Genomic DNA, 17,960 nt, shown 5'->3' with positions numbered 1-17,960 from the left:
AAGGCGCGCCAACTCTTTATAGAGCCGCCCCAAGCGCGCGGCTCATGTGGCGCACGTAGTCCGAGACAGGAAGCTTTATTTTTGGAATCGTCCGCGAACAAAAAGCGCACCGTCAGCAGCGATACCATCACCGGCGTCTTGAAGCGCATCATCGCCGAAAACGGCCGTGATCATATTGGGGGCTATGCTTTCGCGATCAGCTGCCTCGTTGTTGTCGCACTTTCTACTGCGTTCACCGCCTGGATCATGAAGGTAATCATTGACGAAGCCTTCGCCAATCGCCGTGCGGATATGGTCTGGATCATTTGTCTTTCGATCTTCGTCGCATTCGTACTGCGTGGCTTTGCGAGCTACGGCCAAGCGGTGGCTCTGTCTAGGATCGGAAACAACATCGTGGCGCGCTACCAGCGGCGCCTTTATGCCCACCTGATGACGCTGTCCGTCGGCTTCTACAACGAAGCCCGCTCGGCGCACATCGCAGCGCAAGTCAGCCAGAATGTCGGCGGCATCCGCGATGTCATGAATCTGACCATCACGTCGACTGCGCGAGACCTGCTCACTTTCATCGCGCTGCTCGGCGTGATGGTTTTTCAGGATCCGCTGCTAAGTCTAGCAGTCTTCATCTTGGCTCCGCCGCTCCTTTACGGCTTGCGATATCTGTCTAAGCGTCTGCGTCAGGTGACCAGGGAAGCGATTCATCTCAACAGCCATGTCTTGGGCGCAATGCAGGAAACGATCCAGGGAATTGCGATCGTCAAAGCCTTCACAATGGAGGGCGAACTGGTACGCAAGCTCAACAAGCTTGTCGGGGCTGCGGAAAACCGCGCAAATCGGATCGCGCGCCTCTCGGAGCGCAATGCGCCGATGACGGAGACCTTCGCCGGTTTCGCCGTCGCCAGCATCCTTGCCTATGCCGCTTACCGTTCGATCTATCATAACGTGCCGCCGGGCGCATTCTTCTCCTTCGTAACTGCATTGCTGCTCGCCTACGATCCGGCCCGCCGTCTTGCAAGACTGCAGGTTCAGCTGGAGCGCGCCGTCGTCAATGCCCGCATGATCTACGAACTGCTCGACATGGAGCCGCGTCAGCGCGATCTTCCTGATGCCAAGCCGTTGAATGTGACGGATGCCCGCATCGAATTCCGTGACGTGTCCTTTGCTTACAGTGCCGATCCGATCCTCAACAACGTGAGTTTTGTTGCAGAGGGCGGCAAGACGACGGCGCTTGTGGGCCCGTCCGGTGCCGGCAAATCAACGGTCATCAATCTCATTCCGCGCTTCTTCGACCCGAAGAGCGGGCAGATTTTCATCGATGGTCAGGATATTGCACACGTCACCAAACAGTCGCTTCGCCAGCAACTCGCCTATGTGTCGCAGCAGCCGTATCTCTTCGAAGGCACGATCCGCGAAAACATCCGTTATGGGCGGCCGGAAGCGCCGGACGCCGAGGTGGAAGAGGCCGCCCGGCTTGCCTACGCCCATGAATTCATCCTGGCGCAGCCGCAGGGCTACGACACACCTGTCGGCGAAAACGGCGTGACGCTGTCAGGCGGCCAGCGCCAGCGACTGTCGATCGCCCGGGCGCTCGTCCGGAAAGCGCCGATCCTGCTTCTCGACGAGGCTACATCGGCACTCGACACGGAATCCGAAGCGGCCGTGCAGAGGGCGCTCGATGAAGCGATGACCGGCCGCACCGTCGTCGTCATCGCCCATCGTCTTTCGACGGTCGTACGTGCCGACAAGATGGTCGTGATGCAGCAGGGCCGTGTCGTCGAAGAAGGCAATCACGAGACGCTTGCGAAGCGCAACGACGGACTTTACGCTCGCCTCAACAATCTTCAGCGGCCCGCCGCCTCGGATTCTTTTTGACACGGATTATGAGCTGACATGAGCGATGCTGCGATGAAGCTGGTGGTGGTTGGGGCAGCGGGTCGCATGGGACAAACGCTGATCCGGCTTATCGATTCCATGGAGGGTGTCACGCTGCATGCGGCCGTGGCCCGGCCCGGCTCGCCATTCGTCGGCAAGGATGCAGGCGAAATCGCAGGCCTTGGACCAAACGGCGTCACCATTGGGGACGACCCTCTCGCGGCCTTTCTTCATGCCGACGGCGTCCTGGATTTTACAACGCCCGCGACGACAAACGAATTTGCTGCACTCGCCGCTCAGGCGCGCATCGTCCATGTCATCGGCACGACCGGGTGTTCGGATGCGGATAATGCCAAGATCGCGGCAGCATCGCGTCATGCGCGTATCGTGAAATCGGGCAATATGAGCCTTGGCGTGAACCTCCTCAGCGTTTTCGTGGAGCAGGCTGCACGAGCGCTCGATGCTGCCGATTGGGATATCGAAATCCTCGAAATGCACCACAAGCGCAAGGTCGATGCGCCGTCGGGCACCGCCCTGCTTCTGGGAGAAGCTGCCGCCAAAGGCCGGAATATCGACCTGTCGTCGCAATCCGTGCGCGTCCGCGACGGCCATACCGGCGCGCGCGAGACGGGTACGGTCGGTTTTGCGACGCTACGCGGCGGTTCGGTGATCGGCGAACATTCCGTTCTCTTCGCCGGAGAAGGCGAGATAGTATCGATGTCGCACAGCGCCGCTGACCGCTCGATCTTCGCGCGCGGCGCCATCAAGGCGGCGCTCTGGGCGCGCGACAAGAAGCCCGGCTTTTACTCCATGCTCGACGTGCTCGGGCTCTCCTCACATTGATCTTACTACGGAGGCATATTTCATGAGCGGCACCCTCGTCCTCGTTCGCCACGGCCAGAGCGACTGGAACCTGAAAAATCTCTTCACCGGCTGGAAGGATCCGGATCTCACGGAACTCGGTATCGAAGAAGCCAATACGGGAGGGCAGGCGCTTGCCGACTACGGCATAAAATACGATATCGCCTTCACGTCGGCGCTCGTGCGCGCGCAGCACACGCTGACGCTCATTCTCGACAAAATCGGCCAGCCGGACCTCAAGACGATCCGCGACCAGGCGCTGAACGAGCGCGACTACGGTGACCTCTCGGGCCTCAACAAGGACGATGCCCGCGCCAAATGGGGCGAGGAGCAGGTTCATATCTGGCGGCGTTCCTACGACGCCCCGCCTCCTGGCGGCGAAAGCCTGCGCGACACCGGCGCGCGCGTCTGGCCTTACTATCTCACCGAGATTCTGCCACGCGTGCTGCGCGGTGAAAAAGTGCTCGTCGCTGCCCACGGCAACTCGCTGCGTTCGCTGGTCATGGTGCTGGACCGCCTGACCAAGGAACAGATCCTGGCACTCAACCTCGCGACCGGCGTTCCCATGGTCTACAAGCTCAATGCCGACTCCACCGTCGCTTCCAAGGAAGTGCTCGGCGATATGTCCGGGGCGCATTAAGCCTTCGACATCTCATTCAAAAGCCGGGCTCGCTGCCCGGCTTTTTCAGTTCAATTCTCTATCGTGAACTGCACCCTGTCGGCTGCAAAGCGGCTGATCGAGTACTGAACCGGCACGCCGTCAAGATCGGTATTCATTGCCTTGGCGATGAGCAGGATGGCGCCCGGCGTCAATTCCAGCGTGGCGATGTCGTGTGAATCGGCGTGAGCGGCGGTAATCTCGGTCGTTGCGCGGACGTAATCCGGCAGGCCGAGTTCGGCAAAGGCCTTGGTGATCGATTCCGTCTTGCGATAGACTTCGTCGATACCGGCAAACCGGTCGGCCGGAAACCATGTCGTTGCGCAAGATACCGGCCGCTTGTCGGCCAGACGCAATGTTTCGAGACGGATCACCGCCGTCCCGGACCTAAGCCTCAGCCAGCGCGCAACGTCAGCATCAGCCCTCTCTTCCGCATGGTCGAGCAGCAGGCCGCGCATCTCGCGCGCCTGAGCGCCAATACCGGCAGTGAAGCGCGTACGCCGCGTGATCGGGAAATTCAGCCGCTCCTTCCGCTCGATCAGGGTGCCGCGGCCTTGCACTGCGCGCACGATACCTTCCTGAGCAAGGGCGGCAAGCGCGCTTCTGACCGTATGGCGATTGACGCCGAATCGCAGCGCCAGAACAGTTTCCGGCGGCACCATGCCGGTCTCGTCATACGCCCCGGCACTGATTGCGTCGCGAATACGGTCCGCGATCTGGCGCCAGAGCGCCACGCCCGTCTGTCTCTGTACCTGGTTCAGTCCGGCCATTCGTTCCCGCCCTGCACTTTCACTTGAGTGATGTCACACGCTTGTCACGTCCTCACCTTAAGGCTACAAGTACCTTGTATGGTTGTCTATATCAATAGACATTTAGGGAACGGCGATGACATCAGCGAAACAGAAGGACCTTGCAAGCCAGCCCGAGATTGACCGCAAGCGCGTTGCCGATCTTCTCGCGCGGGCTGAACGGCACGAACTCGTTGAAGCCTTTGACGGACTCGCTGAAAAGCCAGCGGCTCAACCGGTGCGCGGGCCGGAAACCGGTCTCGTGATGGTGCGCGGCCGCATCGGCGGCGGCGGCGCCCCCTTCAATCTCGGCGAGGTCACGGTTACGCGCGCAACAATACGGCTTGGTTCCGGCGCCGTGGGTCATGCACAGGCGCTCGGCACGGACCGCGAAAAGGTAAGGCTTGCCGCGATCTTCGACGCACTGTGGCAGGACGATGCGATGAAGGATTTCGTCGAGGAGAGGCTGCTTTCGCCAATCGCGGCGCGGATCGCTGGGGTCGATCAGCGCAAGGCGGACGAGACGGCGGCGACACGGGTCGATTTCTTCACCATGGTGCGCGGAGACGACTGATGAGCCTCAAGACAGAAGCCCTGACGGGTGGTTTTGCCGAACCGGTCTTCCACGCCCAAAGGGTCTTCAAGACCATGATGGATGGCATGGCGCGCCCCGGCACGATCCAGACCATCGCGCCCGAAGTCGCGCCACCTGCGCCACTTGGCGTAGCCGCAGGCGCAATTGCGCTGACGCTGTGCGACCATGATACACCGGTCTGGCTATCTTCCGGGCTCGCGAAATCCGCAATGCTCGATTGGCTCGGCTTTCACACCGGCGCGCCCGTGGTGCCGGAAAGGGCCGAAGCCCGCTTTGCCTTTATTGAGCACGGCGTGACGCTTTCCTCGTTTGGACTCTTTGCCTTAGGCACGCAGGAATATCCTGATCGCTCGACGACGCTGATCGTCGAACTTGCAGGACTCGAAGGGGGCCGCCGGCTGGCCTTGACGGGCCCCGGCATTCAAGGCGTGAACGAGATTGCGCCTGTCGGCCTGCCGGAGGCGTTCCTGCGGCTCTGGGCGGAAAACCACGCCCTCTTTCCGCGTGGCATCGACCTCATGCTGACGGCAGGCAGCCGTTTCCTCTGCTTGCCGCGCACCACCAAGATCATCGCAACGGAGATGTGAGCCATGTATGTTGCCGTCAAAGGGGGTGAGGCCGCCATCGAGAATGCCCATCGCCTACTTGCCGACCGCCGTCGCGGCGACCGCTCGCTGCCTGCGATTGGCATCGACCAGATCGTCGCACAGCTGGCTCTTGCCGTCGACCGTGTCATGGCGGAAGCCTCGCTCTACGACCGCACGCTCGCCGCACTTGCCGTCCGTCAATCGCGCGGCGACATGATCGAGGCAATTTTCCTGCTGCGCGCCTATCGCACGACGCTGCCACGCTTCGGCTATTCGAAACCGCTCGACACCGCGGCGATGAAGATCGAGCGCCGCGTTTCGGCGACCTACAAGGATTTGCCTGGCGGCCAGCTTCTCGGTCCGACCTTCGACTACACCCACCGACTGCTTGATCCTTCGCTGCTTTCCGACGAGACCGTTGAAGAACCGGCGCAACGCCCTGCCGAAGCCGGCCGCATGATGCGCGTGTCGGAGATCCTTGGCCAGGAGGGGCTGATCGAGGCCGACGGCGATATGCCGGAGGATCACGAGATCGGTGACCTTACTCGTGAACCGATGGAATTTCCGATGAGCCGCGACCTTCGCCTGCAGGCGCTCGCCCGCGGCGACGAGGGCTTCCTCCTGGCACTCGGCTACTCCACGCAACGGGGCTACGGCCGCAATCATCCCTTCACGGGGGAAATCCGCATTGGCGAGGTCGAAGTGGAGTTTTACGTTCCCGAACTCGGCTTTGCCGTGTCGCTCGGCGTTATCCAATTGACGGAATGCCAGATGGTCAATCAGTTCAAGGGTTCGGCCAAGGCACCGCCGCAGTTCACGCGCGGCTACGGCCTCGTCTTCGGCCAGAGCGAACGGAAGGCGATGTCGATGTCGCTGGTCGATCGCGCGCTACGCGCCGAAGAGCTCGGGGAAGACATCACGGCGCCGGCACAGGACGAGGAATTCGTCATTTCTCACTCCGACAATGTCCAGGCGACCGGCTTCGTCGAGCACCTGAAATTGCCGCACTATGTGGATTTCCAGGCCGAACTGGACCTTGTCCGCCGCATGCGCCGCGACTTCGAGGCAAGCCGAGCCGGCGGCGACACCATCAAGGAGGCGGCCGAATGAGCGATCTTGCCAGCTACAACTTCGCCTATCTCGACGAGCAGACCAAGCGGATGATCCGCCGCGCCATCCTGAAGGCGATTGCGATTCCCGGTTATCAGGTGCCTTTTGCTTCGCGCGAAATGCCCATGCCCTATGGTTGGGGCACCGGTGGAGTGCAGGTGACCGCTTCGATCATCGGGCCGGACGACGTGCTCAAGGTCATCGACCAGGGCGCCGACGACACCACAAACGCTGTCTCCATCCGCGCCTTCTTCCAGAAGGTCGCAAACGTCGCGGTGACCACCCGCACCAAGGATGCGACGATCATCCAGACGCGCCACCGCATCCCGGAAGAAACGCTCGGAGCCAACCAAGTGCTCGTCTACCAAGTGCCGATCCCCGAACCGCTCCGCTTCCTCGAGCCACGTGAAACCGAAACGCGAAAGATGCATGCGCTAGAAGAATACGGCCTCATGCATGTGAAGCTCTATGAGGACATCGCCCATAACGGCCGCATCTCCAAGACCTATGCCTATCCCGTGAAGGTCGCCGGCCGCTACGTGATGGATCCTTCGCCGACGCCGAAATTCGACAATCCGAAGATGCATCTGTCGGACGCGCTGCAGCTCTTCGGCGCCGGCCGCGAGAAACGGATCTATGCCGTGCCGCCCCATACTGAAGTCGTCAGCCTCGATTTCGAAGACTACCCTTTCGAGATCCAGCGCTTCGGCAAACCCTGCGCGCTTTGCAGCGCGGAGGATGTCTATCTCGACGAAGTGATCCTCGACGACAAGGGCGGCCGGATGTTCGTCTGCTCCGATACCGACCATTGCGAAGACCGCCGCGAGCAGGGACATGCAGGCGAGATGCTTGCGCCAAAGGAGGCTGCGGAGTGACCGACACCCCTCTTCTCAAAGTCAACGACGTTTCGAAATTCTATGGCAATCGTATCGGCTGCCGGAATGCCTCTTTCGAGCTCTGGCCGGGCGAAGTGCTGGCCGTCGTCGGCGAGTCCGGTTCCGGCAAAACGACGCTACTCAATTGTATCTCGACGCGCCTGATGCCGACGACCGGAAGCGTCGAATATCATATGCGCGACGGAAGCTATCGCGATCTCTACCGCATGAACGAGGCAGAGCGTCGCTTCCTGATGCGCACCGATTGGGGTTTCGTGCACCAGAATCCGGCCGACGGCCTGCGCATGACGGTGTCGGCCGGCGCCAATGTCGGCGAACGGCTGATGGCGATCGGCGACCGGCACTATGGCAAAATCCGCTCGACTGCCATCGACTGGCTGGAGCGTGTCGAAATCGACGCCGGCCGCATCGATGATCAGCCCCGCGCTTTTTCGGGCGGCATGCGCCAGCGCCTGCAGATCGCCCGCAATCTCGTCACCAGCCCGCGGCTCGTCTTCATGGACGAACCGACCGGCGGCCTCGACGTCTCGGTTCAGGCGCGCCTGCTCGATCTGGTTCGAGGTCTCGTCAATGATCTCGGCCTTTCGGCCATCATCGTCACGCACGACCTCGCCGTCGCGCGTCTGCTCTCGCATCGCATGATGGTGATGAAGGATGGCTATGTCATTGAGCACGGTCTGACCGATCGGGTGCTCGATGACCCGCGCGAGCCCTACACGCAATTGCTCGTCTCATCGATCCTGCAGGTCTGAAAGGCAACAATCATGGCAACGCCCCTCGTCATTTCCGAAGTCTCGAAGAGCTTCACCATGCATTTGCGCGATGGCATCAAGCTGCCGGTCATCTCCGATGTCGCCTTCTCCGTTGCTGCCGGCGAATGCGTCGTCCTTGGCGGCCCTTCGGGCATCGGCAAGAGTTCCCTGCTCAAGATGATCTACGGCAACTACGCCGTCGACACCGGCCAGATCCTGATCAGCCACAAGGGCCGGGTTGTCGATCTTGGCGCTGCGGACCCACGCACCGTTATCGATGTCCGCCGTCATACGCTCGGCTATGTCAGCCAGTTCCTGCGCACCGTGCCGCGCGTTGCCGCGATCGATGTCGTTGCCGAACCACTGGTTGCCCGCGGAGTGGCCGCAGCCGGCGCTCGCGAAAAAGCGGCAGCACTGCTCGAAAAGCTCAATCTTCCCGAAGCGTTATGGCAACTGCCGCCTGCGACTTTCTCGGGTGGCGAGCAGCAGCGCATCAACATCGCTCGTGGTTTTATCACAGAGCATACGGTGCTGCTGCTCGATGAGCCTACCGCTTCTCTCGATGCAACAAATCGCGCCGTGGTCGTCGGCATGATCGCGGAGAAAAAAAAGGCGGGTGTTGCCCTTCTCGGCATATTCCATGACGAGGAGGTGCGAGGGGCGGTCGCCGATCGCATCCTCGACGTCCAGCAGTTTTCGCCGCGAAAGGCGGTTGCAGCATGAGCCGGAAGCTGGGCGACACGCCCTATATTCATGAGACCGCCTCCGTCAGCGATGCCACACTTGGCCGTTATACGGAAATATCCGAACGCTGCCGGATTAGCGAAGTCGAATTCGGCGATTATTCTTACATCATGCAGGACGGCTCCATCTGGTGCGCGACGATCGGCAAGTTCGTAAATATTGCCGCCGCAGTTCGCATCAACGCGACCAACCATCCGACATGGCGTGCGACGTTGCATCACTTCACCTATCGCGCCGCGGACTACTGGCCGGATGCGAATATGGAGACGGAATTCTTCGAATGGCGACGTTCCAACCGCGTCGTCATCGGCCATGACGTCTGGATCGGCCACGGGGCCACCATCCTGCCCGGCGTCACCGTCGGCAATGGTTCGGTGGTTGGCGCCGGCGCCGTCGTCTCGAACGATGTCGCACCCTACACGATCGTCGGCGGCGTTCCCGCAAAGCTTATCCGTGAACGCTTCCCCAAGGAAATCGGTGAGCGGATGGACAAACTTGCCTGGTGGGACTGGGAGCATTCAAGGTTGCGCGCAGCGCTCGAGGATTTCCGGGCGCTGTCGGCCGAAGACTTCCTTTGCCGGCATGATGGCTAAAGCTCTGTTCAGAAGGGCGCAGGCAAGGCCTGCTGAAAGTTCTATGTCGCCGCTTGATCATCGTTCTGTCACGGAAATCTTTTAGCCGGGGAGCTTGCTTGCAGTCCGTCGCTAAATCGCTGACATTGCGGCTCCGCTCGACCATTTTTTCAGGACAAGAACTTTTGCGCTACGCCCTTTATTTCACGCCGCCAAAGAACGATCCCCTGACTGGCGCTGCCTCCGTCTGGCTTGGGCGCGACGCATTTGCGGGCGAAACTTATCCGGCTCCAGAGGAAGATGGGATGACGGCCGCAGAGCAGTTCGAGCTGACCGCCGATCCGCGCCGTTACGGCTTTCATGCGACTATAAAGGCGCCTTTTGCGCTTGCCTCTTCGGTCAACGAGAGAGACTTGATGGCTGTCGTCGAGGATTTCACCGGCCGAACACCGGCATTCGAAATCCCCGAACTTGTCCTCGGGCAGATCGGCCGCTTCTTTGCGCTCGTTCCGGGTTTTTTGCATGCGCCGCTTCAGGATTTCGCGGCAAGCGTGGTAAAGTCCTTCGAGCCGTTTCGCGCAGCGCTTTGCGAGGCCGATATTGCAAGGCGAAAGCCTGAAAAATTGACGGAAAGCCAGCGTGCCAACCTCATGCGCTGGGGTTATCCCTATGTAATGGAGGATTTCGGTTTCCACATGACGCTGACCGGCCAGATGCCGGAAGAGCGCTCAGCACTGATGAAATCGATCCTGGAGAAGCGTTTTGCCTCCTTCATCGGCCGGCCGCTTTCCATTTCCGGCCTCGCGGTCTTCACCGAAGAAGAGCGCGGCGGGCCGTTCAAGATTCATTCCTGGCTGCCGCTTGCTGGCGCCAAACTCTAAGAGATCCGCAGATGACCACAGAGACAGTCCTTTCCAACGCCCGCATCGTTCTTGAAGACGAGATCGTGAGTGGCTCGCTTTTGATCCGCGACGGCAGGATTGCCGATATCTCCGAAGGCAATTCGGCAAACGGAGAGGATTTCGAAGGCGATTACCTGATCCCCGGCCTCGTCGAACTCCATACCGACCACCTGGAAGGCCACTATTCGCCTCGCCCGGGCCTGCGCTGGAACAAGACGGCGGCCATCCAGGCCCATGACGCCCAGATCGTCACCTCCGGCATCACCACCGTTTTCGACTGCCTGCGCATGGGCGCGGACGAGGACGGTGGCTTTGAACATGGCGAAATGCGCGAGATGGCTGACGCCATCCAGAAGGCCGAGCAGGAAGGCCGGCTTCGCGCGGAACACCTGATCCACCTGCGATGCGAAGTCTCGGCCGACAACGTCCTGGCGCATTTCGCAGACTTCGAGGACGATCCCTATGTCCGCCTCGTTTCGCTCATGGACCACGCGCCGGGCCAGCGTCAGTTCCAGACGATGGACCAGTACGTCTTCTACTATCAGAAGAAGCGCGGCCTTTCGGACGAGGCGTTCGCGCGCTTCATCGAAAAGCGCCTCGGCGAATCCGCTCGCAATTCGACGCCGCACCGCACCGCGATCGCCACGGTCTGCAAGGAGCGTGGTATCACCGTTGCGAGCCACGACGATGCGACACTTGCCCATGTCGACGAGGCGATTGAAAACGGCGTGCGCCTTGCGGAGTTTCCAACGAGCTTCGACGCCGCCAAGGCATCGCACGCGCACGGAATGAGCGTGCTGATGGGCGCTCCCAATGTCGTGCGCGGCAAGTCTCACTCAGGCAACATTGCCGCTCGCGATCTTGCAGAGCTCGGCGTCCTCGACGTGCTCTCTTCCGATTACGTGCCGCTCAGCTTGCTTTACGCACCCTTCATTCTTGCCGACGAGGTGGAGACCATTTCGTTGTCCAAGGCCATCGCGATGGTGACCGCCACGCCCGCGCGCACCGTCAGCCTCAATGATCGCGGCCGAATCGAGATCGGCCTTCGTGCCGATCTTGTCCGCGTCTTCCGCGACGAGGGCGTGCCGGTGACCCGTTCCGTCTGGCGCGAAGGGCGCCGGGTCGCATGATCCCCTCGCACGAGCCACACTTGGTACCCGGCACAGAGCGAGGCATCATGGTCGTCGTCGTCGGCCCGAGCGGCGCCGGCAAGGACACGCTGATAAACTTGGCGGCAAAGCATTTTGCCGGCCGTCCCGACGTGCATTTCGTCCGCCGCGTCATCACACGGGACCGCGATGCCGGCGGCGAAGATCATCTGTCCGTTTCCGACGGAGGCTTCGTCTCTATGGAGCAATCCGGCAACTTCGCCGTATGGTGGGAGGCGCATGGCCTGAAATACGGCATTCCAGCAGAGGTTTCCGTCGCGCTCGCCAAGGGACACCTGGTAATCGCCAACGGCTCCCGCTCGGCACTCCACCTCTTCCAGGCCGTTTTTCCCCGCCTCAAGGTCATCAACGTGACCGCCCGCCCGGAAGTGCTGGCAGGCCGCCTCGAAGCCCGCGGCCGCGAGACGCACGAAGACATTATGGCCCGCCTCGCCCGCGGCCCGCTGACCGTACGGGGCGACTACGACGTCACCGAACTGGACAACAGCAGCTCGCTGGAAGAAGCCGGGCGCAAGATCATCGAGACGCTCAACGGCTTCCTCACGAAAATTAGTTAGCCGGCTTCATTCTTCGCGCCCCGACACGATCTCACGTTTGCCGACATGATTCGCGGGACCGACGAGGCCTTCCTTTTCCATGCGCTCCACAAGCGATGCCGCGCGGTTGTAGCCGATGCCGAGGCGGCGCTGGATGTAGGAGGTCGAGCACTTCTTGTCGCGCAGCACGACCTTGACCGCCTGATCGTAAAGCTCGTTGCCATCCTCGGACGCGATCGCGCTCTTGTCAAAGACGGCGCCCTCTTCCGGCTCGGCATCCTCCTCTTCGTCAGCCGTGACCGTCTCCAGATATTCCGGACGGCCCTGCGTCTTCAGATGCGCGACGACCTTTTCGACTTCGAGGTCGGAGACGAACGGGCCGTGGACACGGGAAATCCTGCCGCCACCCTGCATGTGCAGCATGTCGCCCTGGCCGAGCAGCTGCTCGGCGCCTTGCTCGCCAAGGATCGTGCGGCTGTCGATCTTCGATGTGACCTGGAAGGAGATTCGAGTCGGGAAATTCGCCTTGATGGTGCCGGTGATGACATCGACCGACGGACGCTGTGTCGCCATGATGAGATGGATGCCGGCGGCGCGCGCCATCTGGGCCAGTCGCTGGATCGCGCCCTCGATCTCCTTGCCGGCGACCATCATGAGGTCGGCCATTTCGTCGACGATGACGACGATATAGGGCATCGGCGTCAGGTCCATTTCCTGCTGCTCTTCGATCGGCGCACCTGTGCCCTTGTCGAAACCGGTCTGGACCATGATGTGGACCGTCTCGCCCCTTTCGCGGGCCTGCGCGACACGGCCGTTGTAGCCGTCGATGTTGCGCACACCGAGGCGCGACATTTTGCGGTAGCGCTCCTCCATTTCGCGCACCGCCCATTTCAGCGCCATCACGGCCTTCTTCGGATCGGTGACGACGGGCGTCAATAGGTGCGGGATGCCGTCATAGACGGACAGTTCCAGCATCTTCGGATCGACCATGATGAGACGGCACTGTTCCGGTGTCATGCGATAGAGCAGCGAGAGGATCATCGTGTTGATGGCGACGGATTTACCGGAGCCGGTGGTGCCGGCTACCAGCAGGTGCGGCATCTTCGCAAGCTCGGCGATCACCGGCTCGCCGCCGATCGTCTTGCCGAGGCCGAGCGCCAGCTTGTAGCCGCTCTTCTCGAAATCCTGGCTCTCGATCATCTCGCGGAAATAGACCGTCTCGCGCATCGCGTTCGGCAATTCGATGCCGATGACATTGCGGCCGGGCACCACGGCGACACGGGCCGACAGCGCCGACATGGAGCGGGCTATATCGTCGGCAAGGCCGATGACGCGCGACGACTTCACTCCGGGTGCAGGTTCGAATTCGTAAAGCGTTACGACCGGACCCGGGCGGACATGAATGATCTCGCCCTTGATGCCGAAGTCCTCCAGCACGCTTTCCAGCAGCCCGGCATTCTGCTCGAGCGTTTCCTGCGGCATGATCTCCCCAAGACGCTCCGGTGGTTCCTGCAGCAGCGAGCGCGGCGGAAACTCGTAGCCGGATGGATCGATATTCGCCGGGATTGTCTTCTGCGTTACAGCCCGGGGTGCGGGCGCCAGGGGTGCAGCGGCCTGCACGCGAACCGGCATCGGCGCGATCGGCTGCGTTTTCGCGGTCACCGGTGGGGCGGCCGGTCGAGCTGCCGGAGCCACGTTCGATATAGACCTTACAGGCGCTGGAGCGGCCGTGGCCGTGGCTGGTGCGTCGGGCTTCTGCGGTCTCCCTCCCGGGCGCCATTCCATCACGCGGAAATGTTGGATGATCGATTCCGGCGTGACCTCAACCTTCGGCAGGAAAGCAACCGGGAGGGTAATCGGGGCCGCAGTCGCTTCCTCGAAGGCCATGACTTCCCAGAAGGCGAAATCGGAAATGTCGGTCAGCTCGGACGAAGCGCGAAGTTCCGGCTCGACCTGAATTTCGGCGACATGTTTGGGATGATCGATCTCGGACACGGATGGAGCGGCTTCCGGCAGATAGATGTCGAACGGCACGTCAATCATCATCGGGGCGCTTGGCTCGACATCAACAGCCGGCCCTTCGCTGACGGTCTCCTCGCGAGACGACTGTTCCGATTCGGCCGGCGCGCGGCGTTTACTGATCAGGTTTTCCGGCGTGCGGGTAAAACGCACGTTCGGTGCAAGCGAGAAATTGCTTTGCCAAACCGGCGCTGCGGGAGCGACATTTATGTCATCACCCGCATGCTGTACGTCTATTTCCGAGGAAAAATCACCGGCATCCGTCAAATTCGTTCTGGGAAAACGCATGCGACCCGCTACTCACTCAATTTCTGACCCAACCGGATTAGAAAATGAAGGTTAACAAGTTCCTTCCAGCCGCATCTAAACGGCACACCTCTGGAACAAAAAACCTAGATTTGCCAACGAGTTAAGTCATCAAGAAAAATCTTTGGGGCCGGAAGGACGAAGCGCTCAGTGCGCTTGGTCCCAATTGGTCGCGGCGCGCGCATCGACCTTCAACGGCACGCGCATTTCAAGCGCCGGCATGGCGGCGTTTTCCATGACGGATACAATGATCGGCATCGCCTTTTCGACGTCGGCATCTTCGACTTCGAAGATCAGTTCATCGTGCACCTGCAACAGCATGCGCACCCGATCCGCAAGGCCGGCTTCGGCGAGTGCCGGTTCGATCTTGATCATTGCCCGGCGGATGACATCGGCTGCCGAGCCCTGGATCGGTGCGTTGATCGCAGCCCGCTCGTTGAAGGCGCGCACCGAAGGATTGGAGGAGCGGATTTCCGGATAGTTGATTCGCCGCCCGAAGATCGTTTCGACATAGCCTTTGTCGCGCGCCATCTGTTTGCGGCTGTCCATATAGTCGCGAATGCCGGGGAAACGCTCGAAGTATTTCTTGATGTAGTCACCCGCTTCCGAGCGCTCGATCGAGAGCTGGTTGGCAAGGCCAAAGGCGGAAATCCCGTAGATGATGCCGAAGTTGATCGCCTTGGCGCGGCGGCGCACTTCGGCCGGCATGCCATCGACAGGAACGCCGAACATTTCGGAGGCCGTCATCGCGTGAATATCGATGCCTTCGGCAAAAGCCTGGGTCAGCTGCGGAATTTCCGCGACATGCGCGAGCACGCGCAGTTCGATCTGGCTGTAATCGGCCGAGATCAGCTTATGCCCGGGCGTGGAGATGAAAGCGGTGCGGATTTTCCGGCCTTCCAGCGTTCGCACCGGAATGTTCTGCAGGTTCGGCTCGGACGACGAAAGCCGCCCTGTCGTCGTCGAAGCCAGCGAATAGGAAGTGTGGACGCGCTTCGTCTGCGGATGCACGTAACCCGGCAGCGCATCTGTATAGGTGGATTTCAGCTTGGTCAGCTGGCGCCAATCGACGATCTTGCGCGGCAGCTCGAAACCCGCGGCGGCAAGATCTTCCAGCACGCTTGCCGAGGTCGACCACTGCCCGGTCTTCGTCTTGCTGCCCCCGGCAAGCCCCAGCTTGCCGAAGAGGATGTCGCCAAGCTGCTTCGGCGAGCCTATCGTGAACTTCTCACCGGCCAACGCATAGATTTCGTCCTCCAGGCGCGCAGCGCCTTGCGCCAGTTCACCGGAGAGGCGGGACAGGATCTGACGGTCGACCGTGATGCCGCGTTCTTCCATGCGCGCCAGTACCGGCAGCAGCGGGCGCTCCAGACGCTCGTAGACAGCCGTCAGTTTTGCTGCGGCAAGTCGTGGCTTCAGCACCATCCAGAGCCGCAATGTCACATCGGCGTCTTCGGCAGCGTAATGCGTAGCACGGTCGATATCGACAAGGTCGAACGTGACATTCGCCCTGCCGCTTCCTGCGATATCCTTGTAGGCAATGGGCTTATGGCCGAGAAATTTCTCTGAGAGCGAGTCCATCCCGTGCGCGCCGGTGCCGGCGTCGAGCACGTAGGACATCAGCATCGTATCGTCGAAGCTCATTGTCTCGACGCCATATCGCTTCATCAGCAGATAGTCATATTTCAGGTTCTGCGCGACCTTGAGGACGGACTCGTCTTCGAGCAGCGCCTTCAGCCGCGGCAGCACATCCCGCATCGGTATCTGATTGTCCGCAAGCCCGCCGCCAAGGAGATCGCCGACGCCGTTCTTATGGCCGATCGGGAGATAGGCGGCGCGGGTCTTGACGCCCGCCGGGTTCTTGTCGTTGTCGGCAATCGCCATCGAGAACCCAACCAGCTCCGCCTGCATTGCATCAAGAGAATTGGTTTGGGTATCGAAGGCGACCAGGCCGGTTGCCCGCGCATCGCCAATCCATTTGTCGAGCGTCGCGAGATCGCGGATCGTCACGTAGGTAGAATGATCAAATGGCAGCACTGCAAAGGCTTCGGCGCGCGCCTTGGCAAGTTCGGCGGGCGTAAAGCCTTTGCCGGCGGGCTTGGCCTTGACGGGAATCGGAACGGCAGCGCCCTCGACATCCGGGATGCCGCCCGCAACCGGCTCCGGTTCAGCGGCATCGAGATCGGGGCCGTGCGCAGCAGTACCCCACTCGACTTTTACGTCGGCCGCCTCGATGGCACTGGCATCGCAATTGCAGGCCTCCGCCACACGGCGCGTCAGCGTCGTGAATTGCAGCGCCTTCAGGAAGCCGATCAACTTCGGGCCGTTCTGCACTTCGAGAACGAGGTCGTCCAGACCAAGCACCAGCGGCACATCAGATCGCAGCCGAACCAATTCGCGCGAGAGCCTTGCCTTGTCGGCATTCTCGAGAATCGCCTGGCGGCGCTTTTCCTGCTTGATCTCATGCGCACGGTCCAGCAGCGTGTCGAGATCGCCGTATTCTGCAAGAAGCTGCGCGGCGGTCTTCGGGCCGATACCGGGAATACCCGGGACATTATCGACCGAATCGCCGGTCATAGCCTGCAGGTCGATCATCTTTTCAGGCGGTACGCCCCATTTCTCGATGACGTCCGGGATGCCGATCTGCTTGTCCTTCATGCTGTCGTACATGTGGACGTTCGGCGTCACAAGCTGCATCAGATCCTTGTCGGAGGAGACGATCGTCACATCGGCGCCGGTCCCTTCCGCCTGCCGGGCATAGGTGGCGATGATATCGTCGGCCTCGAACCCTTCAGTCTCGATGCAGGGCAGGTTGAAGGCGCGCGTCGCCTCGCGGATCAGCCCGAATTGCGGTATCAGCTCATCCGGCGGTGCCGAGCGATTGGCCTTGTAAGCATCATACAAATCCTTGCGGAAGGTCTTTGCCGAGTAGTCGAAGATAACTGCAAGATGCGTCGGCGTGACGCCGACGGAGGTGTCACGCGCATCGGTCAGCAGCTTCCAGAGCATATTGCAGAAGCCAGAGACTGCGCCGACCGGCAAGCCGTCGGACTTGCGCGTCAGCGGCGGCAGGGCGTGAAACGCCCGGAAGATGAAACCCGAACCGTCAATAAGGAAAAGATGATCGCCTTTTTTCATGGCTGCATGGATAGCGTGGCGGAATGGAAACGTCCATTGCACATGCAGTTTGCGGTACTATTTATTGCTGACCCCTCGCCTTCGGAAAGAGCTGCCTCTGGAAAAGCGCAGGTGCGCGGCCGCCTATGCCGTACCATGGCAACGTCATTGCCGGCTCCTACACACGACGGCCCTACGGCTGTCTTTCGCAAAGTGCTCTTCGCGCCGGTGTTCCTGCTGGCGATCAAGGTCTGCGAACCTTTTTTTCCGCAGCATCTGGATCGCATACGAAGCTTCGGTAGCCAAGCAGAATTCCAGCTGCTGAACGCCCTCCTTCTTTCCGCCTTTTTGATATCGGTCGGCCCTTACGAGGCACCTTGGCATCATTGCGCTGATCTGCGCCCTTTGGAGGCATGACCATATTGATTGCCGGATGGAACCTTGCGTTTTTCTGGAATGATCGCCGGAGGGCGCGGGAA

General features: G+C 60.9%; 17 protein-coding genes. 14 read left to right on the top strand and 3 right to left on the bottom strand.

Translation table 11 applies throughout. The features are described 5' to 3' along the window. Window positions 1-81 precede the first annotated feature (81 nt). From ISN39_RS20100 to ISN39_RS20090, 3 genes are read left to right on the top strand one after another with little or no spacing between them, the layout of a single operon-like run. Complete coding sequence (locus tag ISN39_RS20100) at window positions 82-1,869, top strand: ABC transporter ATP-binding protein (protein ID WP_194728639.1); 1,788 nt, start codon at window positions 82-84, stop codon at window positions 1,867-1,869. Window positions 1,870-1,887: 18 nt separating this feature from the next. Further along, window positions 1,888-2,712: a 4-hydroxy-tetrahydrodipicolinate reductase gene (gene dapB / locus ISN39_RS20095; RefSeq protein WP_074066247.1), complete on the top strand. Its 825-nt coding sequence runs from the start codon at window positions 1,888-1,890 to the stop codon at window positions 2,710-2,712. 22 nt (window positions 2,713-2,734) lie between these two features. After that, window positions 2,735-3,370 carry a 2,3-bisphosphoglycerate-dependent phosphoglycerate mutase gene (locus ISN39_RS20090; RefSeq protein WP_194728638.1) on the top strand — a complete coding sequence of 212 codons (636 nt, stop codon included), beginning with the start codon at window positions 2,735-2,737 and terminating at the stop codon, window positions 3,368-3,370. A gap of 50 nt (window positions 3,371-3,420) precedes the next feature. Here ISN39_RS20090 and phnF read toward each other — a convergent pair whose 3' ends face one another. Then, window positions 3,421-4,158: a phosphonate metabolism transcriptional regulator PhnF gene (gene phnF, locus ISN39_RS20085; protein WP_194728637.1), complete on the bottom strand. Its 738-nt coding sequence runs from the start codon at window positions 4,156-4,158 to the stop codon at window positions 3,421-3,423. A 115-nt stretch (window positions 4,159-4,273) separates the two neighbouring features. Between phnF and phnG the strand changes: the two genes are divergently transcribed. The 10 genes from phnG to phnN all read left to right on the top strand — a co-directional run bounded on the left by phnG (window position 4,274) and on the right by phnN (window position 12,060). After that, window positions 4,274-4,750: a phosphonate C-P lyase system protein PhnG gene (gene phnG / locus ISN39_RS20080; protein WP_194728636.1), complete on the top strand. Its 477-nt coding sequence runs from the start codon at window positions 4,274-4,276 to the stop codon at window positions 4,748-4,750. Continuing rightward, window positions 4,750-5,358: a phosphonate C-P lyase system protein PhnH gene (gene phnH / locus ISN39_RS20075; protein ID WP_194728635.1), complete on the top strand. Its 609-nt coding sequence runs from the start codon at window positions 4,750-4,752 to the stop codon at window positions 5,356-5,358. Before phnG ends, phnH begins: the two co-directional genes overlap by 1 nt. 3 nt (window positions 5,359-5,361) lie before the next feature. Next, the gene (locus ISN39_RS20070; RefSeq protein WP_194728634.1) at window positions 5,362-6,468 is read left to right on the top strand and encodes a carbon-phosphorus lyase complex subunit PhnI; all 1,107 of its coding nucleotides are present in this window, start codon (window positions 5,362-5,364) and stop codon (window positions 6,466-6,468) included. After that, a complete protein-coding gene (locus ISN39_RS20065) occupies window positions 6,465-7,343 on the top strand; it encodes an alpha-D-ribose 1-methylphosphonate 5-phosphate C-P-lyase PhnJ (protein ID WP_074066241.1) in 879 nt (292 codons plus the stop codon). The genes ISN39_RS20070 and ISN39_RS20065 overlap by 4 nt, the downstream gene beginning before the upstream one ends. Next, window positions 7,340-8,116: a phosphonate C-P lyase system protein PhnK gene (gene phnK, locus ISN39_RS20060; protein WP_194728633.1), complete on the top strand. Its 777-nt coding sequence runs from the start codon at window positions 7,340-7,342 to the stop codon at window positions 8,114-8,116. The genes ISN39_RS20065 and phnK overlap by 4 nt, the downstream gene beginning before the upstream one ends. Before the next feature lie 12 nt (window positions 8,117-8,128). Beyond that, entirely contained in the window at window positions 8,129-8,839 is a 711-nt protein-coding gene (gene phnL, locus ISN39_RS20055; RefSeq protein WP_194728632.1) for a phosphonate C-P lyase system protein PhnL, read from the top strand. Then, window positions 8,836-9,453 carry a DapH/DapD/GlmU-related protein gene (locus ISN39_RS20050; RefSeq protein WP_194728631.1) on the top strand — a complete coding sequence of 206 codons (618 nt, stop codon included), beginning with the start codon at window positions 8,836-8,838 and terminating at the stop codon, window positions 9,451-9,453. Before phnL ends, ISN39_RS20050 begins: the two co-directional genes overlap by 4 nt. A gap of 164 nt (window positions 9,454-9,617) precedes the next feature. Further along, window positions 9,618-10,313, top strand: coding sequence for a DUF1045 domain-containing protein (locus ISN39_RS20045; protein WP_194728630.1), 696 nt, complete (start codon window positions 9,618-9,620; stop codon window positions 10,311-10,313). A gap of 11 nt (window positions 10,314-10,324) precedes the next feature. After that, window positions 10,325-11,464: an alpha-D-ribose 1-methylphosphonate 5-triphosphate diphosphatase gene (locus ISN39_RS20040; protein WP_194728629.1), complete on the top strand. Its 1,140-nt coding sequence runs from the start codon at window positions 10,325-10,327 to the stop codon at window positions 11,462-11,464. Next, window positions 11,461-12,060, top strand: coding sequence for a phosphonate metabolism protein/1,5-bisphosphokinase (PRPP-forming) PhnN (phnN, locus tag ISN39_RS20035; protein ID WP_074066237.1), 600 nt, complete (start codon window positions 11,461-11,463; stop codon window positions 12,058-12,060). Before ISN39_RS20040 ends, phnN begins: the two co-directional genes overlap by 4 nt. Window positions 12,061-12,066: 6 nt before the next feature. Here the strand turns inward: phnN and ISN39_RS20030 are convergent, their stop codons facing one another. Both ISN39_RS20030 and polA read right to left on the bottom strand, forming a co-directional pair. Continuing rightward, a complete protein-coding gene (locus tag ISN39_RS20030; protein WP_194728628.1) occupies window positions 12,067-14,346 on the bottom strand; it encodes a DNA translocase FtsK in 2,280 nt (759 codons plus the stop codon). Between the two features lie 165 nt (window positions 14,347-14,511). Then, complete coding sequence (gene polA, locus ISN39_RS20025; RefSeq protein ID WP_194728627.1) at window positions 14,512-17,502, bottom strand: DNA polymerase I; 2,991 nt, start codon at window positions 17,500-17,502, stop codon at window positions 14,512-14,514. On the opposite strand from polA, the gene ISN39_RS20020 reads away from it, so the two are divergent. Further along, on the top strand, window positions 17,485-17,898 hold the full coding sequence (locus ISN39_RS20020; RefSeq protein ID WP_194728626.1) for a hypothetical protein: 414 nt from the start codon (window positions 17,485-17,487) through the stop codon (window positions 17,896-17,898). The two genes, polA and ISN39_RS20020, sit on opposite strands and share 18 nt — an antisense overlap. Window positions 17,899-17,960: the final 62 nt, after the last annotated feature.

It is taken from the genome of Rhizobium sp. 007 (assembly GCF_015353075.1).
In the GTDB taxonomy this organism is placed as follows: Bacteria; Pseudomonadota; Alphaproteobacteria; order Rhizobiales; family Rhizobiaceae; genus Rhizobium.
Note: the sequence above shows the minus strand (reverse complement) of the source record. Positions and strands in the feature narration are given on the sequence as shown.